Source organism: Lentzea sp. NPDC055074 (assembly GCF_053608005.1).
This window is the reverse complement of sequence record NZ_JBSGUQ010000031.1, coordinates 21244-42745: the sequence shown is the minus strand read 5'-3', so window position 1 is coordinate 42745 and position 21502 is coordinate 21244. Positions and strand designations below refer to the sequence as shown.

At 70.4% G+C, this 21502-nt stretch carries 22 protein-coding genes; 3 read left to right on the top strand and 19 right to left on the bottom strand.

The annotated features are described in order from the left end of the window. The first annotated feature begins 25 nt into the window (after positions 1 to 25). Complete coding sequence (locus tag ACWF7A_RS42010; protein WP_452256046.1) at positions 26 to 1531, top strand: alkaline phosphatase D family protein; 1506 nt, start codon at positions 26 to 28, stop codon at positions 1529 to 1531. Here the strand turns inward: ACWF7A_RS42010 and ACWF7A_RS42005 are convergent, their stop codons facing one another. From ACWF7A_RS42005 to alr, 10 genes are all read right to left on the bottom strand, one after another. Continuing rightward, positions 1532 to 2785 carry a mannosyltransferase family protein gene (locus tag ACWF7A_RS42005; protein WP_452256045.1) on the bottom strand — a complete coding sequence of 418 codons (1254 nt, stop codon included), beginning with the start codon at positions 2783 to 2785 and terminating at the stop codon, positions 1532 to 1534. It lies immediately after the preceding gene. After that, entirely contained in the window at positions 2778 to 3221 is a 444-nt protein-coding gene (locus ACWF7A_RS42000; protein WP_452256044.1) for a GtrA family protein, read from the bottom strand. The genes ACWF7A_RS42005 and ACWF7A_RS42000 overlap by 8 nt, the downstream gene beginning before the upstream one ends. Then, a complete protein-coding gene (locus ACWF7A_RS41995; protein ID WP_452256043.1) occupies positions 3218 to 4201 on the bottom strand; it encodes a glycosyltransferase family 2 protein in 984 nt (327 codons plus the stop codon). Before ACWF7A_RS41995 ends, ACWF7A_RS42000 begins: the two co-directional genes overlap by 4 nt. Before the next feature lie 37 nt (positions 4202 to 4238). Further along, entirely contained in the window at positions 4239 to 5294 is a 1056-nt protein-coding gene (gene tsaD, locus ACWF7A_RS41990) for a tRNA (adenosine(37)-N6)-threonylcarbamoyltransferase complex transferase subunit TsaD (RefSeq protein WP_030478357.1), read from the bottom strand. Further along, positions 5287 to 5745: a ribosomal protein S18-alanine N-acetyltransferase gene (rimI, locus tag ACWF7A_RS41985; RefSeq protein WP_452256042.1), complete on the bottom strand. Its 459-nt coding sequence runs from the start codon at positions 5743 to 5745 to the stop codon at positions 5287 to 5289. The genes tsaD and rimI overlap by 8 nt, the downstream gene beginning before the upstream one ends. Beyond that, positions 5742 to 6422: a tRNA (adenosine(37)-N6)-threonylcarbamoyltransferase complex dimerization subunit type 1 TsaB gene (gene tsaB / locus ACWF7A_RS41980; RefSeq protein WP_452256041.1), complete on the bottom strand. Its 681-nt coding sequence runs from the start codon at positions 6420 to 6422 to the stop codon at positions 5742 to 5744. Before tsaB ends, rimI begins: the two co-directional genes overlap by 4 nt. Before the next feature lie 349 nt (positions 6423 to 6771). Continuing rightward, positions 6772 to 7116, bottom strand: a complete 345-nt coding sequence (locus ACWF7A_RS41975; protein WP_452256040.1) for a hypothetical protein — start codon at positions 7114 to 7116, stop codon at positions 6772 to 6774. A 63-nt stretch (positions 7117 to 7179) separates the two neighbouring features. Further along, positions 7180 to 7638: a tRNA (adenosine(37)-N6)-threonylcarbamoyltransferase complex ATPase subunit type 1 TsaE gene (tsaE, locus tag ACWF7A_RS41970; RefSeq protein WP_452256039.1), complete on the bottom strand. Its 459-nt coding sequence runs from the start codon at positions 7636 to 7638 to the stop codon at positions 7180 to 7182. Continuing rightward, the gene (locus ACWF7A_RS41965; protein WP_452256038.1) at positions 7635 to 8732 is read right to left on the bottom strand and encodes an alpha/beta fold hydrolase; all 1098 of its coding nucleotides are present in this window, start codon (positions 8730 to 8732) and stop codon (positions 7635 to 7637) included. Before ACWF7A_RS41965 ends, tsaE begins: the two co-directional genes overlap by 4 nt. Further along, on the bottom strand, positions 8729 to 9814 hold the full coding sequence (alr, locus tag ACWF7A_RS41960; RefSeq protein ID WP_452256037.1) for an alanine racemase: 1086 nt from the start codon (positions 9812 to 9814) through the stop codon (positions 8729 to 8731). The genes ACWF7A_RS41965 and alr overlap by 4 nt, the downstream gene beginning before the upstream one ends. A 116-nt stretch (positions 9815 to 9930) precedes the next feature. Between alr and ACWF7A_RS41955 the strand changes: the two genes are divergently transcribed. Further along, complete coding sequence (locus ACWF7A_RS41955; RefSeq protein WP_452256036.1) at positions 9931 to 10545, top strand: maleylpyruvate isomerase N-terminal domain-containing protein; 615 nt, start codon at positions 9931 to 9933, stop codon at positions 10543 to 10545. On the opposite strand, the gene ACWF7A_RS41950 is transcribed toward ACWF7A_RS41955, so the two are convergent. Next, on the bottom strand, positions 10542 to 11924 hold the full coding sequence (locus tag ACWF7A_RS41950; RefSeq protein ID WP_452256035.1) for an NAD(P)H-hydrate dehydratase: 1383 nt from the start codon (positions 11922 to 11924) through the stop codon (positions 10542 to 10544). The two genes, ACWF7A_RS41955 and ACWF7A_RS41950, sit on opposite strands and share 4 nt — an antisense overlap. Further along, the gene (gene glmS / locus ACWF7A_RS41945; protein ID WP_452256034.1) at positions 11925 to 13784 is read right to left on the bottom strand and encodes a glutamine--fructose-6-phosphate transaminase (isomerizing); all 1860 of its coding nucleotides are present in this window, start codon (positions 13782 to 13784) and stop codon (positions 11925 to 11927) included. Between the two features lie 133 nt (positions 13785 to 13917). Between glmS and ACWF7A_RS41940 the strand changes: the two genes are divergently transcribed. Beyond that, on the top strand, positions 13918 to 14745 hold the full coding sequence (locus tag ACWF7A_RS41940; protein WP_452256033.1) for a dienelactone hydrolase family protein: 828 nt from the start codon (positions 13918 to 13920) through the stop codon (positions 14743 to 14745). Between the two features lie 60 nt (positions 14746 to 14805). On the opposite strand, the gene ACWF7A_RS41935 is transcribed toward ACWF7A_RS41940, so the two are convergent. The 7 genes from ACWF7A_RS41935 to rplM all read right to left on the bottom strand — a co-directional run bounded on the left by ACWF7A_RS41935 (position 14806) and on the right by rplM (position 21263). Then, a complete protein-coding gene (locus ACWF7A_RS41935) occupies positions 14806 to 15255 on the bottom strand; it encodes a hypothetical protein (RefSeq protein WP_452256032.1) in 450 nt (149 codons plus the stop codon). After that, on the bottom strand, positions 15246 to 17945 hold the full coding sequence (locus tag ACWF7A_RS41930; RefSeq protein ID WP_452256031.1) for a hypothetical protein: 2700 nt from the start codon (positions 17943 to 17945) through the stop codon (positions 15246 to 15248). The genes ACWF7A_RS41935 and ACWF7A_RS41930 overlap by 10 nt, the downstream gene beginning before the upstream one ends. Positions 17946 to 17951: 6 nt before the next feature. Beyond that, entirely contained in the window at positions 17952 to 18245 is a 294-nt protein-coding gene (locus ACWF7A_RS41925) for a hypothetical protein (RefSeq protein WP_452256030.1), read from the bottom strand. Positions 18246 to 18416: 171 nt separating this feature from the next. Beyond that, entirely contained in the window at positions 18417 to 18698 is a 282-nt protein-coding gene (locus ACWF7A_RS41920) for a hypothetical protein (RefSeq protein WP_452256029.1), read from the bottom strand. 20 nt (positions 18699 to 18718) lie between these two features. Beyond that, entirely contained in the window at positions 18719 to 20053 is a 1335-nt protein-coding gene (gene glmM, locus ACWF7A_RS41915; protein ID WP_452256028.1) for a phosphoglucosamine mutase, read from the bottom strand. 191 nt (positions 20054 to 20244) lie between these two features. Continuing rightward, a complete protein-coding gene (gene rpsI / locus ACWF7A_RS41910) occupies positions 20245 to 20793 on the bottom strand; it encodes a 30S ribosomal protein S9 (protein ID WP_452256027.1) in 549 nt (182 codons plus the stop codon). Positions 20794 to 20819: 26 nt separating this feature from the next. After that, positions 20820 to 21263: a 50S ribosomal protein L13 gene (gene rplM / locus ACWF7A_RS41905; protein WP_189160352.1), complete on the bottom strand. Its 444-nt coding sequence runs from the start codon at positions 21261 to 21263 to the stop codon at positions 20820 to 20822. Between the last annotated feature and the right edge of the window lie 239 nt (positions 21264 to 21502).

Sequence of the window (21502 nt, the reverse complement as noted above, 5' to 3'; positions counted from 1 at the left end):
ACCCTCCGGGAGCCGTATTCAGTGCATGTCCCCGTTGACGCGCCGAACGCTGCTGCTCGCAGGCGTGGCAGGAGTCACAGCTTTCTCGGCCGGCGCGTCGGCCCGTCCGAGCGACCCTTTCACACTCGGTGTGGCCTCGGGCGACCCGGCACCCGACGGAGTGGTCCTGTGGACGCGGCTGGCCGTCGAACCCCTCGCCGACGACGGCCTCGGAGGCATGCCGAACCGTCCGGTCGAGGTGCTCTGGCAGGTCGCCGAGGACGAACGGTTCACCCGAACCGTGCAACGCGGCTCCACCACGGCTCGACCCGAGGAGGCTCACAGCGTCCACGTCGAGCTCGTCGGGCTGGAGGCGGGCCGCGAGTACTTCTACCGCTTCAAGGCCCTCAACCACCTCTCGCGGACGGGCCGTACGCGCACGGCACCTCCTCCGAACGTTCTGCAGGTACCGCTGACGATGGCCTTCGCCTCGTGCGCGCAGTACGAGCACGGCTACTTCACGGCGTACCGCAGGCTCGCGGAGGACGAACCCGACCTGGTGCTGCACCTCGGCGACTACACGTACGAGTACGAGAGCGGCATCCACGTGGCCCCGAGCGGCAACGTCCGGCACGTCGAGGGCCCGACCACCGTGACGCTCGCGGGCTACCGGCGGCGGCAGGCGCAGTACAAGACCGACCCCGACCTGCAGGCGGCCCACGCCGTGGCGCCGTGGTCGGTGATCTGGGACGACCACGAGATCGACAACAACTGGGCGGGGCTGCTGCCGGACACACCGCAGCCGAACTTCCTCGCGCGCCGGGCCGCGGCCATCCAGGCGTACTACGAGAACATGCCTTTGCGCAGGTCATCAAGGCTGTACCGGCGGATCCGGTGGGGAGGGCTCGCCACGTTCCACATGCTCGACACCCGGCAGTACCGGACGGACCAGGCCTGCGGGGACGGGCTGCAGCTCTGTCCCGAACGGCTCGAGCCCGAGCGCACCATGCTCGGCGCCGCGCAGGAGGAGTGGCTGTTCGACGGCTTCCGGGGCTCGCAGGCCCGCTGGGACGTGCTCGGGCAGCAGGTGTTCTTCTCGCAGTACGACTACATCCCCGGCGAGGTCGACAAGTTCCTGCTGGACGCGTGGGACGGCTACGTCGCGGACCGCGACCGGGTCGTGGCGGGGTTCGCGGACGTGCGGAACCCGATCGTGCTGACCGGGGACGTGCACGCGGCGTGGGGTGCGGAGGTGAAGGAGCGCTGGGACGACCCGTCGTCGAAGACCCTCGCGACCGAGCTCGTCACGACCTCGATCACGGCCGGTGGCGACGGGTCGGAGGAGTACGCCGAGACACCGCTGTGGCTGCGCGAGAACCCGCACGTGAAGTACTTCAACAACCGCCGCGGTTACACGCTCTCCAGGTTCACGCCCGATGAGCTGCGCACGGACTTCCGGGGCGTCGACTACGTGACGAGGCCCGGTTCCCCGGTCTCCACGAAAGCGTCGTTCGTCGTGGAGGACGGAAAACCGGGCCTCAACAAGCTGTGATCAGCCGGACCAGTTGCCCGACACGAACATCAGGTACATCAGGGTCTGGACGACCAGGCCCGTGTACATCACCACGTACGCGGCGGGCTTCAACGCGGCCACGCGCTGCCCGAGCAGCACCAGCGCGATGTAGATGCCGAAGCACGGCAGCAGGTAGCGGTGCACGGACACCAGGTTGCCGTTCAGCGTGAGCATCACCGTCGACGCGAGACCGAACAGCGCCACCGGCACCAGCTCGCCCCGGCGGAGCGCCAGCAGGTAGATCGAGCCCGCGATCAGCAGGACCATGCCGGCGAGCGGCACGACGTGGTTCGTGAGGTTCCACGTGCCGAGGTCGGCGGGCTTGGTCAGGGTGTTGACCGACATCAGCAGCTCGTTCCAGAGCGTGCCGAAGATGTTCGGCGTGAACTGGTGGTACGACCAGGCCGGGGCCTTCTCGTACGCCGACGTCATGCCGAGCGGGTCACCGACCAGGATCTTCAGGTACAGCGCGAAACCGAGGAAGCCCACGGCGCTCGCCGGGAACCACAGCAGGTGCCACGACAGCAGCCCGCGGAACTTCCACTCCTTGCTGCGCCAGAACTCCAGGAAGCACAGGCCCACGAACAGCACGGCGGTGATCCGCACGCCCGTCAGCGGCATCAGGCACAGGCCCATGAAGACCCACTGCCTGCGCAGCGCGAAGAGGTACGCCCAGAAACCGAGCGCGATGAACACGGCCTCGCTGTAGAACGCGTGCAGGAAGTACGCCGACGGCCAGGTCAGCATCAGCATCACGACGAGCCACGGCGCGCGCTCACCGGTCAGGAAGGTCCTGGCGACCTTGAGCAGCGCCACCGCGCCGAGCCACGTGGCGACCGTGTTCACGATGATGCCGGCGACCAGCGTCCCGATCTTGCCCAGGAACAGCATCTTCACGAGCCACACGAACAGCGGGAAGACCGGGTAGAACGCCTGCGAGGTCGGAACGTTCTGGTACGCGGTGCCCTCGGCGATGCCGGTGAAGTTCTCGGCGTCCCAGCGGTGCGTGTGCGACAGCAGCGTGTCGACCGCGCGCGACGAGACCGGCGTGCCCTCGAAGATCGGCAGCAGCGGTTCGAGCACCCGCCCGAGCACGGTCATGAAGACCTGCCAGGCGAAGACGAGCAGGAAGACCTTCGCGAAGTCGCCCGTCAGCGCGGTCTTCCAGCGGGGCACGGGCCGCGGGGACTCCTCGGCGACGACCTCCGGCTCGCGGATCGCGGTGTCAGTCATGAACGGGTTCCTTTGCAGGCTCTTCAACCGGGTCTACCGGGCGGAACACGAGCTTGCTGTAGAGCACGTAGTTCCAGACGAGTGCGACGCAGATGCCCGCGAGCTTGGGCGCCGCGATGGCGAGGGTCTCGGGCAGACCGGCGAACGCGTCGCGGGTCAGCATGATCACCAGAGGTTGGATCGCCCACAGGCCGATGCCCGTGACCAGCACGAACAGCACGATCTGGCGGACCGCTCCCCCGCCGGCCGCACGGAACGTGAAGCTGCGGTTGAGCGTGAAGCTGAGCGCCATGCCCGTCGTGGTCGAGATCAGGTTCGCGATCACCAACGGAGTGCCGAGCGCGAACAGCACCGTGTAGCCGACCAGGTCGACGAGGGTGTTGCCGATGCCGACCAGTGCGAAGCGCAGTTGCTGGGCGCTCAGCAGCCTCTTCACGGCGCGAGGGCCCTGGCGTCGTTCGGCACCGTCGTGCCGGTGCGCACGGACGCCACGCTGTAGAGCGGGCGGTTCTGCACCTCGGTGTAGATGCGGCCGATGTAGCTGCCGAGCACGCCGAGCATCACGAGCTGGATGCCGCCGAGGAAGAACACGGCGCTGGTGATGAACGCCCAACCGGGCACGGCGGTGTCGGGCAGGAACAGCTTCACGCCGACGACGTAGCAGATGCCGAGGAACGCGAGGAACGAGATGAAGTAGCCGACCTTCGAGATCAGCTTCAGCGGCGCGACGGAGAACCCGACGATGCCGTCCGCGGCGAACCGCAGCATCTTGCGCAGCGGGTAGCCGGTGACGCCCGCGTGGCGCTTGTCTCGGTCGAACTGCACGGCGGTCTGCTTGAAGCCGATGAAGCTCACCAGACCGCGCAGGAACCTGTTGTGCTCGCGGAACTTGCGCAGCTCCTCGACGACCTTGCGGTCGATGAGGCGGAAGTCGCCGGTGTTCTCCGGGATGTCGATGTCCGCGACCTTGCGCAGGAACCAGTAGAACGCCCGCGCGGTCGCCTTCTTGAACGCCGTGTCCTGGCGCGAGCGGCGCTGGGCGTAGACGACCTCGAAGCCCTGCTCCCACTTCTCGATCAGCTCGAGGCTGACCGAGGGCGGGTCCTGCATGTCGCTGTCCATGATGATCACGGCGTCGGCGTCCGCGAGGTCGAGCCCGGCGGTGACGGCGAGCTGGTGACCGAAGTTGCGCGCCAGGTCGATGACGGTGACCCGGTCGTCCGCGTCGGCGACGGCGTTGAGCAGGTCCAGCGAGTTGTCGCGGCTGCCGTCGTTGACGTAGATGAAGTTGACGCGGTACCGGTCCTCGAGCGGCTTCACGACCTCGGAGACCGTCTTGTGCAGCAGATCGATGTTCCCGCTCTCGTTGTAGATCGGGAACAGGTACGTGATCGTGCGCATGGGTTCAGCGCTCACCGCTTACTCCAAGATTCAGGTCCGCCCAGGATGGCGGTCAGAGTATCTGCACCGTGCCGACGGGCAGACCGGGCGTCGTCGAGAGGTCCATCGGGGACGGCTTGGCGCCCGCCGCGACCAGGTGAGCGCCCAGAGCAGCGATCATGGCGCCGTTGTCCGTGCACAGCCTCGGCCGCGGCACGCGCAGCTCTATGCCCGCCTCGGCACACCGCTCGGCCGCGAGGCCGCTCAGCCGCGAGTTCGCCGCGACGCCGCCGGAGATGACCAGCGTGCCGACGTCCAGGTCCTTCGCGGCGCGGATGGCCTTGGCGGTCAGCACGTCCGCGACGGCCTCCTGGAACGACGCGGCGACGTCGGCCAGCGGGATCTCCTCGCCGGCGCGCTCGGCGCGTTCGACCCAGCGGGCGACCGAGGTCTTCAGGCCGGAGAACGAGAAGTCGTACTTCGCGTCGCGCGGGCCCGTGAGACCGCGCGGGAACGCGATGGCGCACCCGTTGCCCTGCTTGGCGAGCTTGTCGATGGGCGGGCCGCCGGGGTACGGCAGGTCGAGCAGCCGCGCGACCTTGTCGTACGCCTCACCTGCGGCGTCGTCCACGGTGGAGCCGATCTCGGTGATCGAGTTCGCGAGGCCGCCCTCGATCAGCAGCAGCTGCGAGTGGCCGCCGGAGACCAGCAGCGCGAGGCAGCGCTGCGGCAACGGGCCGTGCTGCAGCGTGTCCGCGGCGACGTGGCCCGCGAGGTGGTTCACGCCGTAGAGCGGCTTGCCGAGCGCGGCCGCGTACGCCTTCGCGGCGGACACGCCGACCAGCAGCGCGCCGGCCAGACCGGGGCCGGCGGTGACGGCGATGGAGTGGATCTGGGAGAGCTCGACCTTCGCGGTGTCGAGCGCGCGGCGCATGGTCGGGACCAGCGCCTCGAGGTGGGCGCGCGAGGCGACCTCGGGCACGACGCCGCCGAAGCGGGCGTGCTCCTCGACGCTGGAGGCGACCTCGTCGGCGAGCAGTTCGAGCGAGCCGTCCGGACCGAGGCGGACGATGCCGAAGCCCGTCTCGTCGCACGAGCTCTCGATGCCCAGAATCAAGCGATCAGACACTGTGAGCTGGCCTTCCCATCGTGTACGCGTCGGCACCCGACGGCTGGTAGTAGCGGCGGCGCAGGCCGAGTTGCTCGAAGCCGTACGCCTTGTACATCGCGATCGCGGGCTCGTTGTCCGTGCGGACCTCGAGGAACACCGGCACGCCGATCTCGTCGACGCGGGCCAGCAGGTCCTTCAGCAGCGTCTTGCCGACGCCCCTGCCCTGCCAGTGCCCGATGACGGCGATGGTGTGCACGCTGGCCTCGTACGGACTGGCGGCGAGCCCGGCGTAGCCGATCAGCTCCCCGTCCGCGTACGCGCCGACGTAGTAGTTGCCGTTGTCGAGCTCGCTGTGGAACGCGTTCTCGCTCCACGGGTCGTCACCGGGGAACAACGCCAGCTCGATCTCGTGGCACCTGGGCACGTCGGCGTGCTGCAGGGGCGCGAGCGTGACGGTGCCGGTGGTCATGCCCTGGTCACCCTCTTGCGCCCGGTGGGCTCGACGGCGTCGGGGCGGCGCAGGTAGAGCGGGGTGAGGGCGGCCGGGCGGGCCTTCGCGAGCACCTCGGCGGCCGCGGCGGCGACCAGGCCCTCCGGGCTCGGGTGCTTGGCGCCGAGGGTCTCGAGGCCGAGCACGTCGGCGTAGATCTCGGCACCCTCACCGGTCGCCTGGCGCACGCCCATCGACGGCAGCTTCTCGGCGAGGTCCTGAGGACGCTCGACGTGCGGGCCGTCCGTGCGGCGGCCGGCGGCGTCGTAGGCGGCCCAGTAGACCTCCTTGCGCCGCGCGTCCGTCGCGACGAGCAGCGGGTGGCCGCTGGCGGCGTCCTTGGCGATGGCGTCGGTGGTGGCGACCGGGTAGACCGGGCGGTTGAGCGCCTGGCCGAGCGCGGCGGCGGTGGCGAGACCCACCCGCAGGCCGGTGAACGGCCCGGGACCGGCACCGACGACGATCGCGTCGAGGTCGGCGAAGGTCTTGCCGGCTTCGGCCAGCGCGTCGCTGATGTGCGGGGTGAGCAGCTCGCCGTGCGCCTTGGCGTTGAGCGTCACCCGCTTCGCGAGAAGGCGCGGCGGGGAGTCGGGCGCGAGTTCGACCACACCGGCGGTGACTGCGGGGGTGGCCGTGTCGACGGCGAGCACTAGCACGGTTGACCAGGGTAGTACCTGTCGGAACCCGCAGTTCCGACACGTCCTCGTGGCACTCGTGCGACCTCGGTCCAGGTTCGCTGAACCGGGTGACCGCGGGGCTCTGCCAGAGCGGCGGGCGAACGGATCGTGGCCCGGGGTGGTTCCAGCGGGCGAAGCGCCGGAACCATCAACCCTGAGCGATCACGTCGCGACAGTGCCGCACGAGCGGCCACGGGTGATGCCTTACTTACAAGCCTTGCCGCGCAACGAGATGGGCAAGGCCCTCACACACGATCTGTCCCGAGAGGACTGTCGTGGGGGATGGCCGACGGGCTCGTTCGGCCATCCCCCACGACGTTCCGGACAACTAGCGGCCGGACGTGTTGCCGTTGCAGGCGACGTACGACGGCGAGTGGTCGACCGTGAAGATCTCGAGCGGGCCGTTCCACTGCCACGGCGCGACACAGGCGTTGTTCAGCACGCTGATGCCGTGACCACCGGCGGCGTGGTTGTCGTTGCACGCGGCGTAGCCGGGGGCGTGGCCCTCGTGCAGCAGCGAGGCCGGGCCGTTCCACTGCCACGGCGCGGCGCAGAGGTTGTCGGCAACGCTGATGCCGCCGGAGCGGTCGTGCTCGCCGGCGGACGCCGGGGCAGCGGCAGCCAGGAGGGCACCACCGATGACTGCGGTTGCGAAGAGCGTCTTCTTGATCATGCGACGTTCATCGGCCTGTCACGCTCTGTCCTTAATGGACGTCACCCCATGCGTCAGAAAACGTCACACAGGAAGGGGACGCGAGCTCCAGTTGCCGTGCGGGACCAGCTGAGCTGTGCGAACGTCATCGATTCCGCGTTCGAGGCGGATCAGCAGATGATCGTCGTTCAGGCGTTCCGCGACGCCCTCGCCCCACTCGACCGCGACCACGGCGTCGACCAAGTCCGTGTCCAGGTCGAGATCGTCCAACTCGTCCAGGTGACCCCCGAGCCGGTACGCGTCGACGTGCACCAGCCGCACGTCCCGCCCCTCGGCCGGCTCGTGCACGCGGGCCACGACGAACGTCGGCGAGGACACGCGGCCCTGCACGCCCATACCGCGCGCCAGTCCGCGCACGAACGCCGTCTTGCCGGCGCCCAGAGGCCCGGCGAGCAGCAACAGGTCACCCGCACGCACGAGTTCACCCAGCTTGCGGCCGAACTCCTCGGTGTCCTCCACCAGGGGCAGTTCGACGGTCTTCACGCTCGGCGCCACCACTTCTTCCGACTCTCTCCGCGATCGGCCGCGCAGCGTTCGACGAGCGCGACCAGGTGGTCGTTGACCAGATCAGCCTGCTCCATCATCACCATGTGCCCGGCACCGGGGGCCCGCACGAGGGTGGCGTGCGGCATCTCCTCGGCCATCCGCTCGGCGTGCGAGAACGGCGTGAGCTTGTCCGCGTCCCCGCTCAGGATCAGCACCTCGCAGTGCCGCAGCCCGGCGAGCGCCTTGTAGCGGTCGTGCGTGCCGAGGGTCTCCAGGAACTCGGTGAGCACCTTCACCGTCGTCCCGTTGATCATCTGCTCCATCAGGTCCACGAGGGACGGAGCGACCTTGCGGTCACCGAACGCCCCCATGCGGATGCCGCTCCAGGTAAGGCTTTTCGCGCTCTTGCGCACCCACTCGACCAGCCCCGGCTGCACGCTGGCGAGCCGGCCGACGCCGAGCGTCACCGGGTTGTAGCGCGACAGCACGGACTTCGGCAGTCCCGCACCGCCGACGGCTCCGGCCGCGGTGCCGATCAACGCGACGCCGCGCACCCGTTCCTCGAAGAGCTCCGGGTGCTTCTCGGCCAGCGCCATGATCGTCATGCCGCCCATGGAGTGACCGACGAGCACCAGCGGGCCCTCGGGCACGACCGAGCGGATCACCGAGTCGAGGTCGAGCGCGAGCTGGTCGATCGTGCTGTGCTCGGGCGTCGACCGGCCGGAACGGCCGTGGCTGCGCTGGTCGTAGAGCACCTGGTGCACGCGCGGGTCGATCAGCTCGGCCAGGTCGCGGCGCTGGAAGTGGAAGCAGCGGCGGTCCAGCGCGAACCCGTGCACGAGTACCACGGCGATGTCCGGTTCGCCGCCGTCCGCGGGGTCGACCTCCTCGACGGAGATCGGCACGCCGTCCTCCGCAGCCACCGTCGACTCGCGGTCGGGCCTGAGCCGGCCCAGCGGCTCGTCGGCGAGGCTGTCGGACGTGGTCTTGCGCTCGTGCGAGACCTTCGCGGTCTGTGCCACGGCCGCACCGGCGACGACGGCGCCGACCGCGCCACCGACCCACCCGACGACCTTCCACACCGGCTTCACGTGTAGATCCTCCGCACTCGCGGCCGGTACATCCCGCAGACGATCTCGTAGTCGATCGTCCCGGTCAGCTCCGCCCACTCCGTCGCCGTCGGCTCCCCCCGGCTCCCGTCGCCGAACAGGACGACCTCGGCACCCTCCGCGATCTCGTCGTCCCCGCAGTCCACGACGATCTGGTCCATGCAGACACGGCCGGCCACCGGGCGGCGCTTCCCTTCCAGGAGCACCTCCATCCGCCCGGAGAGTGCTCTCGGAACGCCGTCCGCATATCCGGCAGGCACCAGTGCCAGCGTCGTGTCCTTCTGCGCGGTCCATGTCATCCCGTAGGAGACGGACTCACCTGCGGGGATACGTTTCGTGAGCGCCACGTGCGACCGGTAGCTCATGACCGGCCTCAGGTCGTGGTCCGTCGGCACCGGGTTCAGCCCGTACATCGCGATGCCGGGCCTGACGAGGTCGAAGTGCAGGTCGGGCCTGGTCAGCAGGGCCGCGGAGTTCGCGATGTGCCGTTTCGGGTCGAGACCCGCCGCCCGCGCCACCTCGTACGCGTCGTCGAACCGCTTGGCCTGCAGGTCGATCGAGGGGTCGCCGATCTCGTCGGCGGACGCGAGGTGCGACCAGACGGCCACGACCTCGTGCTTCTTCGCGGCGTCCACGAGCGCGGGCCAGTCGTGCGGCTGGCAACCGTTGCGGCTCAGGCCGGTGTCGATCTTCAGGTGGAGCCGCGGCCGCGCGTCGGCCTCGTCCGCCGCCTGCTCGACGCGGCGCAGGTCCGAGAGCGAGGCCACGGACATGTCCACGTCGGCCGCGAGACCGGCCGCCAGATCCTCGTCCGGGGCGTCGAGCCAGGCGAGGATCGGGGCCTGGATGCCCGCCGCGCGCAGTGCGAGGGCTTCCTGCGTGCTGCACGAGCCGAGCCAGGTCGCTCCGGCTTCGAGGGCGGCGCGGGCGACCTGGACCGCGCCGTGACCGTAACCGTCCGCCTTGACGACGGCCATCGTCTCGGAGGACGGCGCGAGGCCGGCGAGCAGGGCGACGTTGTGCCGCAGCGCGCCGAGGTCGACGACAACTTCTGAACGGGCCATAACCCGTTCATCGTGCCATGTCAGCCGCCCGCGGGGACTATGGCGCAACTCGCAGCCGCTGTTCGCCGAGCGAGAAGCGCGAACCGCCGGGGAGCCCGCGTCGCCAGGCTGTGGGCATGGCACCAGAGCAGACCTTCATCACCACCGCGCACGCGTTCGCCGACCTGGTCGACTCGCTGCCCGGCCTGTCCGGTGCGGGCCTCGGCGACTGGACGCTGGGCGACCTGGTCGGGCACGCGGTGTCCGCCGGGCTGGCGGGCGTCGTCCAGGCCCTCGCCCAGCCCGCCGCGACCGAGGCCGTCCCGACGGCGGAGGGCTACTACGCCCTGGCGACGACCGTGGACCCGGCCTTCTACGAGGCCGTGTCCGCTCAGTCGACCGTGGACGCACGAGAGTGGGGTGCACGGCTGAGCGCGGAGCCCGGACTGGTGCGGGAGCTCGCCTCCCGTGCCGTCGACGCCGTGGCCGCGGCGGATCCGGACGCGCTGATCACCACGGCGGCCGGGGGCATGCGGCTGCGCCGGTGGCTGCCGACCAGGACGTTCGAGCTGGTCGTGCACGGCCTGGACGTCGCGGGCGCGGCGGGAGTGCCGTTCGCCCCTCCGGTCGACGCGGTCGCCGACGCGGCCGCGCTGGCCGCACGCATCGCGGCGGTCACGGGACGCGGGCAGGCCGTGCTGCTGGCGTTGACGGGCAGGCGGGAGCTGGCCGCGGGCTTCTCCGCGGTCTAGAGGCCCCGGATGGCGCGGATCGCGTCCGGGATCGCCGCCATCAGGCCCGAAGCGGGCAACGGCGCTCCGGACGCCCCGAGCTCCGCCGCCAGCACGTGCGCGTACGCCGCGTACCCGGCTGCCAGGAACGGGTCCAGACCGCTCGCCAGCAGCGCGCCGATGATGCCGGACAACACGTCCCCGGACCCGGCCGTCGCGGGCCACGACGAGGTCGCCGAGTTCACCAGCGCCCGCCCGTCCGGGGCCGCGACCACGGTCCGGTGCCCCTTCAGCAGCACCACGGCGTTGAAGCGCCGGGCAGCCTTGCGGGCCGCCGCGACGCGATCGGAGCCCACCGGGCCCGCCAGGCGTTCGAACTCGCGGTCGTGCGGCGTGAGCACCAGGGCGGCGTCGGGGTCGCGGGAGTCCCACAGCGACGACTGGGAGGCGAGCAGCGTGATGGCGTCCGCGTCGGCGATCACGGGCACGCCGGCGTCCAGCACGAACCGCAGCACCTCGGCGGACGACGGGCCCGTGCCCATGCCGGGGCCGACGACCCAGGCCTGGACGCGGCCCGCGTCGGTGATGGAACCGGTGCAGATGGTCTCGGGCCAGCGGGCGCGGATGGCGTCGGCGGCGGGGCCTGCGTAGCGGACCATGCCCGAGGTCGCGAGGACGGCGGCACCCGTGGAGAGCACGGCGGCACCGGGATAGGTGGAGCTGCCGGCGGCCACGCCCGTGACGCCCTGGGTGTACTTGTCGTCGGACGGGCCCGGCACCGGCCACTCGACGTCCGCGCGGTCGAGCAGCACGAAGTCGGGTTCGGACGGACGCAGGCCGATGTCGACCAGGTGCACGTCGCCGCAGTCGGCCAGTGCGTGCACGGGCTTCAGGCAGCCGAACGTGACGGTGGTGTGGGCCTTCACGAACGGCCCGGAGGTCTCGCCGGTGTCCGGGTCGATGCCGGACGGCAGGTCCACCGCGAGGATCGGCGCGCGCACCGAAGCCACCAGCTCCGCCGCGGCAGGACGCAGCGGGCCGCGTGCGGAGAGGCCGACGATGCCGTCGATCACCAGGTCCGGGGAGCCGACCGACGAGACGATCCGGCCGCCCGCCCGGCGGAACGCGGCGAGGCCTTCGGCGTGCGCCTTCTCCGGCACCAGCAGGACCGCGGACACCGCGATCCCCCGGCGGCGCAGGAAGTAGCCGGCCCACAGGGCGTCACCGCCGTTGTTGCCCGCACCCACGAGCAACGTCACGCGGCGACGTCCGGCCAGCAGACGAAGGGCGTGGGTGGCCACACCGAACGCGGCCTTGCGCATCAACGAGCCCGGCGGGACGACCGCCATGAGCTCCTCTTCAGCGGACTTGACGCGTTCGGTGTGCCAGACGCCTCTCACTCACTCGACGGTAACGGACTTCGCCAGGTTGCGAGGCTTGTCGACGTCGTAGCCGCGGGCGGTCGCGATCTCGGCCGCGAGCACCTGCAGCGGGATCGTCGAGATGAGCGGCTGCAGCAGCGTTGGGACGGCCGGGATCTCGATCAGGTGGTCGGCGAACGGACGGACCGTCTCGTCGCCCTCCTCCGCGATCACGATCGTGCGGGCGCCACGGGCCTGGATCTCGCTGATGTTCGACACCAGCTTCGAGTGCAGGACGGCACGGCCCTTCGGCGACGGCATGACGACGACGACCGGCAGGCCCTCCTCGATCAGCGCGATCGGGCCGTGCTTCAGCTCGCCGGCCGCGAAGCCCTCGGCGTGCATGTACGCGAGCTCCTTGAGCTTCAGCGCGCCTTCGAGGGCCACGGGGTAGCCGACGTGGCGGCCGAGGAACAGCACCGCCTTCGAGTCCGCGAGCTCACGGCCCAGCGCCTTGACCTGGTCGATGGTGCCGAGCACGCGCCGCACGGCCTCGGGCATGGCCTCCAGCTCGTGGAACTCGCGGGCGACCTCGTCCGGGTACTTGGTGCCGCGGGCCTGCGCGAGGGCCAGGCCCACCAGGTAGTTCGCGGCGATCTGGGCGAGGAACGCCTTCGTCGACGCGACACCGATCTCCGGACCGGCGTGCGTGTAGAGCACGGCGTCGGACTCGCGCGGGATCTGCGCGCCGTTGGTGTTGCAGACCGCCAGGACGCGGGCCTTCTGCGCACGGGCGTGGCGCACGGCCTCCAGCGTGTCCGCGGTCTCGCCGGACTGCGAGACGGCGACGACGAGCGTGTCGCGGTCGAGCACCGGGTCGCGGTAGCGGAACTCGGAGGCCAGCTCGACCTCGACGGGCAGGCGGGTCCAGTGCTCGATCGCGTACTTCGCGACGAGACCGGAGTGGTAGGCCGAACCGCAGGCGATGACGAAGACCTTGTCGACGTCCCGCAGGTCCTGGTCGGAGAGGCGCTGCTCGTCGAGGACGATCCGGCCGTTCGTGAAGTGGCCGCGCAGCGTGTTCGCCAGCGCCTCCGGCTGCTCCTCGATCTCCTTGAGCATGAAGTACTCGTGGCCGCCCTTCTCGGCGGCGCTGAGGTCCCAGTTCACCGTGAACGGCTTGGCCTCGGCGGGCTCGCCGTCGAAGTCGGTGACCTCGTAGCCGGAGCGGTTCAGCACGACCATCTGGTCCTGCCCCAGCTCGACGGCTTCCTTGGTGTGCGCGATGAACGCGGCCACGTCGCTCGCGACGAAGTACTCGTTCTCGCCGACACCGACGACCAGCGGCGAGTTGCGGCGCGCGGCGACGACCTGGTCGGGCTCGTCGGCGTGCGTGATCACGAGCGTGAACGCGCCCTCGAGCCGGCGGGCGACCTTGCGCACGCTGGCAGGCAGGTCACCCTTCGTGTCGCCCTCGGCGTAGGCGAACGCCACGAGGTGCGCGACCGTCTCGGTGTCCGTGTCGGACGCCATCTCGACGCCGAGGCCCTCGAGCTCGGCGCGCAGCGCGAGGAAGTTCTCGATGATGCCGTTGTGCACCACGGCGACACGGTTCGTCGTGTCGCGGTGCGGGTGCGAGTTCTTGTCGATCGGCGCGCCGTGCGTCGCCCACCGGGTGTGGCCCATTCCGACGGTGCCCACGAAGTTGTCGCGGCCCACCTCGTCGAGCCTCGTCTCCAGGTTCTGCAGCCGTCCGGCCTTGCGTTCGACGGCGAGGTCGTCGCCTGTCACGACCGCGACGCCCGCCGAGTCGTAACCCCGGTACTCGAGGCGCCTCAGCCCGTCCAGCACGACGTCGAGCGCCGACTGGTGACCCACGTATCCCACGATTCCGCACACGGGAAACAGACTAGCTAGACCACGCCCCTAACCCTAATGAGTGAGCGAGGTACGTCACCGCAGGTCAGGGACACGAGTGGTGTAGACCAATCTCGGGTGTGGTGTGCGCGACAGGATCGACTACGGTTCACCCATGGCTCGCCGCGTGATCACGCTGACCGCGAAACAGGCCCTCGAGCAGCTCAGCAGGCCCGGACCGCACCCCGTGCTGCGCGGTGACCTCGCGCTCGTCGGCCTGCCGGGCGTGATCTTCACGCCCCAGTCCGGCCTGGGTCTGCCCGCCGTCGCGTTCGGACACGGCTGGATGCAGCCCGTACGGCGCTACCACGGCCTTTTGCGGCACCTGGCGTCGTGGGGCGTGGTCGCCGCGGCACCGGCCGTCGAGCGCGGCCCGCTGCTGTCGGCACGGGTGCTCGCGGCGAACCTCCAGACCACTTTGGACATCAGCACCGGCGTGCGGCTCGGCACCGGTGAGATCAGCGTCGACCCCTCCCGGCTCGCGCTGGCCGGGCACTCGATGGGCGGCGGCGCGGCGGTGCTCGCGGTAGCGGGCTCGGACCGCGTCCGGGCCGTTGTGACTTTGGCCGCAACGGAGACGCGCCCGTCCGCACTGGACGCGGCACGGGAGGTGCGCGCGCCCGGCCTGCACCTCGCGGCGGGCGAGGACCGCATCGCCCCGCCGGTCGGCCACGCCGAGGCGATCGCCCAGGCGTGGGGCGGCCCCGTGCAGCTGCGGCTGCTGCCCAAGGCCTCGCACCTCGGGTTCACCGAGGGCCGGCACTGGAGCGAGCTCATGCTCGACGGCAGCGGCGAGCGGGCGTCGCAGAAGCTCGGGCGCGCGTTCGTGACGGCGTTCATGCTGCGCGTGCTGACGGGCGACCGGACGTACGACGAGCTGCTCGACACCGATCTGAAGAACGCGAACCTGGTGTTCCAGCGGGAAGCGCTGCTGAAGCGCTGATCGCTCCACTGACGAGCGAAAGGCCCGCGTCCACAACGGACGCGGGCCTTCGTCTTCGAGTCAGGACAGCCAGGTCTGGCCGCTCAGGTCGTCATCGTCGTCCACGGGTGCCGGACGGCGCCGGTGGACCGGCGGAGGCGGCGCGACCGGTGGTGGCGGCGGGGGCGGCGGCACCGGAGCGGGCGCGGGCGCCTGCTGCTGGGGTGCGTACCCGCCGTCGTCCTCCTCCGGGCCGAACGCCAGCTCGCCCGCACCGCGCTCGGGACGGTCCCACTGCGGCTTGCGTTGCTGCTGCGCCTTCTCGCCCTGCTTGACGAGGTTCTCCGCGCTCTGCTGCGCGGCCGCGACGTCCTGCTTGTGCTTCTCCTCGCGTGCCGCGATGTCGGCGGCCACCTTGTCCTGGCTCGCCTTGAGCTCCGCCGAGACCTCGGCGGTGGCACGGCGGGTCCTGGCGATGTTCTCGTCGAACAACGCCTGCACGCGCGGGTCCACTTCCCCGATCATCGCCATGGGTTGGCGGCCTCTCCTCGGTCTTCACCCAGCGTGGTCTGCATGGCGCTCAACGGGTTGTTGTTGTCCTCGTCGAACAACGTGCCCGTGGTGCGCCACTGGCTGGCACCGCGCTCGGAGTCGCCGCCCTGCTGGCCACCGGCTCCGGGAGCGCCGCCACCCATCATGCCGCCGCCGCCCATCATGCCGCCGGAGGCCGCACCGCTCGGCGACTGGCCGGTGGGGTCCTGCATGGTCGGCAGGTTGGCCGAGCCCGGCTGGCCCGCCTCGGAGGCGTTCGTGTTGAACGCGCCGCCGTTGCTGTCACCGGAGTTCGGGCTGGTCCACGCGCTGTCTGCGCTCGAGCCGAGCACGGACTCGCTGCCGCCGCCCGCGCCGCCGGTGAACGAGACACCGGACGTCGTCGTGCTGTCCGTGGCCTGCGCGAACTGAGGGCTCTCCGCGGGGATCCGGGGCTCGCCGACGCTCGGCATGATGCCGTTGTCCTCGATGTAGCTGCGGGCCGTCGAGTCCTGGAAGCGCTCGGCCACGTTCGGCGCGGACTCACCCGGCGCACTCCAGGCCTGCTCGCCCGCGGGGGCGGGCATCGGCTGGAAGTCCGCCTCGGCCGGCAGCGTCGTGACGCCGCCCTCGACCGGCTGCGGGAAGTCGGCCTCGGGCGTGCGCAGGCCGTCCTCCAGCCTGGCGCCGTCGGAACCGCCACCCGCACCGGAACCGGACTCGGAGCCCGGGCCCTGCGCGGCGGGGTTCTCGTCCTCGCCGAAGCTCACGCCGATCTTGTCCGGCGTGCCGTCGCCGTTGTCCGCGGTCAGGTTGATCTCACCGGTGTCGGCGTTGACCTCGGCGGTGAAGTTGACGCCGTCCTGCTCGATGTGGATCTTGCCGTCCTCGCCGACCTCGACGGGGATCGGGTTCGACTCCGACCCCAGCGGGCCGGCCGCCGGAGCCGCGCCGCCACCGGGTGCCGGGGAGCCACCGGCGGCAGGCGTCTGCGCACCCGCGCTCGCCGTCGGGCTCGACGCCGTGAGCTGGTTGGCCATGTTGGTGATGGCCTGCGTGCCGTTCTGGCCCATCAGGGCCTTCGCGGCCTCGGGGTTCTTGCTGAAGTCCAGGTCGTAGGTCTTCGGCTCGCCCTTGGGCGTGTCGATCGTCATCTTCACGTGCCCGTTCGAGTCGGGCTCCGTGACCTTGATCGTGTTGTCGCCGGCCGTGACCGTGACGGTCTCGAGCTTCTCCTCGGGCTTCGGCTCGTCGGGTTTGCCGTCACCGTCGAGGTCGTCGGGCTTGCCGTCGCCGTCGGTGTCACCGGGAACGTCGGGCTTGCCGTCGCCGTCCTTGTCGAGCGGGTTCTCCGGCTTGGGGATCTCCGGCGCACCACCGCCGCCACCGCTCGGGCCACCGCCGCCGCTCGGGCTGCCGCCACCGCCGCCGCCGTTGTTGCCGCCGCCACCGCCACCGTTGTCGACGTTCTGGCGGCCGCCGCCCTGGTCGGAGAACGCCGGCGGGTCGCCGATCGGGCCGAACGTGTCCTTGAACGCGTTCTTCATGGCCTCGAACATCGTCTTGTAGTCGGCCTCGACACCGGCCTGCACGGCCTGGCAGTAGCCGTCGAACGCCTTCTTCTTGCCGTCGAACTCCTCGCAGAACGCCTTCAGCTTCTGCTTGGCCTCGTTGATGATGCTTTCGCGCCGGTTGCTGACCCACGAGTCCCAGCCGAGGCCCGCGAGAACACCCGACAGGATGCCGCCGGTGAGAGCGCCCACGACACCGCCGACGACCCAGCCCGGCAGGCCGGAGAGACCGTCGAGGATGCCCGCGTCGTTCTCGAAGATGTCGCCGTTCGCCTGGCGGATCGCCCGCTCCGTCTCCTCGACCGTCATACCGCCGCACTTGTCGGCGTACTGGTCGTGGATCTGCTGCGCGAACTCCTTGACCTGCTTCTGGATGTTCGTCACGCCGGCCGTGATCGCGCCGGGAGCCGTGCCCGCCTGCTGCACGAACGTCTTCGAGGCGCCGGCGAACTTGGTCCGGTACTCGCCCGCGGCCTTCGCGGCGGGGCCTTCCCAGGAACCGAGCCCGTTCCAGGCGGCACCGAGCGCGTTATCGCTCGCGTCCGCCTTCTTCACGTTCTCGGTGAGCTTGTGGGCGTCTTCGCGGAACTTCGCGAAGTCGATGTCGCGGACCTCGTCGTACCTGCGGTAGATGTCGCCTTCGAGGTTCGGCGCGGCACCACCGTGCCCGCACGCGGCCGCGGCCTTGGGGTAGAGCGGGATGAACGTCGCGAAGAACCGCAGCCCGGGGGCGCCGGCGTCGAGCAGCACGTTGCTGTTCGGAACGTCACCCTGCTCGTTCAGCACCTTCTGGGTGGAGCCGAGCTCGCGCTCCACCTTGGCCTGTTCGAGGACCTTGTCGGCTTCGCCGCCCTTCTTCTCCCACTGGGAGCGGCTGGCTTCCTTGCCGGCGACGTAGCCCAGGCTCAGGCCGCCCGTGGGAACCGCGGCTGCCGCGCCGAGCAGGTAGCTGCCGACGCCGGGATCGCTCGGAACGTCGACCCCGTTGGCCTTCGCGTACCGCTCGACGTCCTCCTCCGAGGCGCCGGCACCGGCGAGCGCGGGGACGAGTTGCTTCTTGGTCTCCGGAGTGACGTTCGGGTCGTCGAGGAGCTTCTTGATCTCGTTCTGATCCGCCACGACTCGTTACCCCTTGAACTGGCCCGAGGTCTGCGCCTCGTTCGACTCGTACGTCTTGGCGACGTCCTTCAGACGGGTGGCGATGCCGGACGCCTCTTTGCCGAACTTCTCCAAGTCCTGGCCGAAGAGGTCGAAGCAGGCCTTGTACTCGGCGGCGACGCCCTGGAACTTGCGGCCGACCTGCCCGGCTCCCACACCCGGCACGGCCGCGGCCTTCATCTGGATCAGGGCTGATCCCTCTGCCTCGTACGTCCCCGCGGCCTTGGTCAAATCGCCGATCTGAACGCCGTACCCGGACATCCGCTCGCCTCCCCTTGTCCCCGATCTGACGCAGTTCGGTCTCATCGGGTTCCGCCATACAGTGCCAGCTCGGATCACACGGTGACCGGCGCTCGACGATGTCGGTTGCCTTAGTAAACAGCCATTCGGCGCAAGACGCCGATGATCACCACTGGATCGGGTGGCCCCAGGTCACCAGCCGCCGGACGACGGCGGGGGCGAGCCGGGCGGAGGCTGCTGCGGGTACCCCTGGGACGGGTACGGCTGCTGCGGGGGCGGGGCCTGCTGCGGGTACTGCTGCTGGGGAAGGCCCTGCGGGAACTGCTGCCCGTACGGCTGCTGCGGATGGCCGTGACCGGGCGGGAACGGGGGCTGGGCGACGGGCCTGCGCTTCGACGTCACGACAACGGCGATGACGACCGCTGTCCCTCCTCCCAGCAACACCAGGAGTACGAGCAGCATCAGCACGGTCATTCCCCAGCCCCCATCGGTCCTCAGTGCACCGAGGAAACCACACCGGCCAGGCGCTGCGCGGCGGACTCGGCCTGTTCGTGACTCGTGGCCTCGACCATCACCCGCACGAGCTGCTCGGTGCCGGACGGGCGCAGCAGCACGCGGCCGGTGTCGCCGAGCTCGGCCTCGACGGCGGCGACGGCCTCGCTGACCGACGAGGCCTTGGCCACGGCCGCCTTGTCGGTGACCTTCACGTTGATCAGGACCTGCGGCAGGCGGCGCATCACCGAGGCGAGGTCGGCGAGCGACTTGCCGGTCTCGGCCATGCGGGCCATCAGGCGCAACGCGGTGAGCAGGCCGTCGCCGGTCGTCGCGTGCGCGGGCAGCACGACGTGGCCCGACTGCTCGCCGCCGAGGGAGTACCCGCCGGCCTTGAGGTCCTGCAGCACGTAGCGGTCGCCGACGGCGGTGGTGCGCAGCTCGATCCTGGACTCGCGCATGGCGATGTGCAGGCCCAGGTTGCTCATGACGGTGGCGACGAGCGTGTCCTCGAACAGCTCGCCCGCGTCGCGCATCGCGATCGCGAGGACCGCGAGGATCTGGTCGCCGTCGATCAGGTCGCCGTTCGCGTCCACCGCGAGGCAGCGGTCGGCGTCACCGTCGTGCGCGATGCCGAGGTCGGCACCGTGCTCGCGGACCGCGGCGGCCACGACGTCGATGTGGGTGGAACCACAGCCGTCGTTGATGTTGAGGCCGTCCGGGGTCGCGTTGATCGCGATCACCTCGGCCCCGGCGCGGCGGTACGCGTCCGGTGCGGCCACCGACGCGGCACCGTTCGCGCAGTCCACCACGACCTTGAGGCCGTCGAGGCGGTGCGGTGTGACCTTGAGCAGGTGCTCGACGTACTGGGTCTCGGCGTCGGCGATGTCGCGCACGCGACCGATGGCGGCACCGGTCGGCCGGTCGAAACCGGCGCCCATGTGCTGTTCGATCTCGTCCTCGACCGAGTCGGGCAGCTTGTGGCCGCCGGCGGCGAAGAGCTTGATCCCGTTGTCCGGCATAGCGTTGTGCGACGCGGAGATCATCACGCCGATGTCGGCGCCGAGCGCGGCGACCAGGTACGCGACGGCGGGCGTGGGCAGGGCGCCGACGCGCAGCACGTCCGCCCCGGCCGAGGTGAGGCCGGCGGTGACGGCGGCGTCGAGCATCTCGCTGCTCGCCCTGGGATCGCGGCCCACGACGGCGACGGGCCGGTGGGAACGGTCGTGCTCGGCGAGCACCCGTGCCGCCGCGGCGGCGACGGACATCGCGAGCTCGGGCGTGAGATCGGCGTTGGCGAGACCGCGGACTCCGTCGGTGCCGAACAGGCGAGCCATGGAACCTCCGATGTGGACACTGCAAGGCGGCGGGAAAAGACCCGGAAAACACTGCGGGAGCAGCAGTTCGGAATGAACTGCTGCTCCCGCAGGTACAGCTGGATGACACTCGGGCCGCGGGAAGTCCCGCAGTCACCGCGGAGGAGCAGTCGTCTGACGAACGCAGACACGGCTCGCCCCGCGGCGGAGCATCAACGCTTGGAGTACTGAGGCGCCTTGCGGGCCTTCTTCAGACCGTACTTCTTGCGCTCCTTGACCCGCGGGTCACGGGTGAGGAAGCCGGCCTTCTTCAGGACCGGGCGGTCCTCGGAGTCGACGGCGATCAGCGCACGCGCGATGGCGAGACGGAGCGCACCGGCCTGGCCGGTGATGCCGCCGCCACGCAGGTTCGCGATGACGTCGAAGGTCTCGGGCTTCTCCGTGGTGACGAGCGGCTCACGGATGAGCTGCTGGTGCACCTTGTTCGGGAAGTAGGCCTCGAGGGTCTTGCCGTTCAGCGTGAACTTGCCGGTGCCGGGCACGAGGCGGACGCGAACGACGGCCTCCTTGCGACGGCCGACAGTCTGCGCGAGGTGCGCGGCGCCGTTCAGCGAGGGCGCGACCACCGGCGCGGAGGTCTCCTCGACGACCTCGGCCTCGTCGGCCTCGGCCTCGGGAGCCTCGACGACCTCGGCCTCGACAACCTCAGCCTCGACCTCGGGGGTCTCGACCTCAGGGGTCTCGTTCTCAGGGGTGGTCACAGGAACTTCCTCGGTGTACTCGTCGCTCACTGGGCGATCTTCTTGATCTCGAAGGCCTGCGGCTGCTGCGCCTCGTGCGGGTGGCTCGGGCCTGCGTAGACCTTGAGCTTGTTCGCGATCTGACGGCCAAGGCGGTTCTTGGGCAGCATGCCCTTGATCGCCTTCTCCACCAGGCGGTCCGGACGCGTGTCCAGGACCTCGCCGAAGGACTGCTTGCGCAGACCACCGGGGAAGCCGGAGTGGCGGTACTGGAACGCCTGGTCGCGCTTCGCGCCGGTCAGAGCGACCTTGTCCGCGTTGATGATGACCACGAAGTCACCAGTGTCAACGTGAGGCGCATACGTCGGCTTGTGCTTGCCGCGCAGCAGCGTCGCGGCCTGGGTGGCGAGCCGGCCGAGCACCACGTCCTGGGCGTCGATAACGTGCCAGGTGCGGGTCACCTCACCGGGCTTCGGGCTGTACGTGCGCACGGATCTACCTCGTCGTCACTTGCGTCTGGGGTCACTGCGGCGGTTGCCCCAGACCGATCTTGGACTTGCCAAGCGATGGTTCCGAGACAGACGCGGCACACACGGGCGCCAGCTACCGCACAACAACGTCAGAAGATACCGGATGGGTGGCGCGGGGACCAAAACGGGTCACCCCAAGCGCCTGCCCTGGGACATACGCGAGCCCCGGACCACGTGGTTCCGGGGCTCGCGAAGGTGTT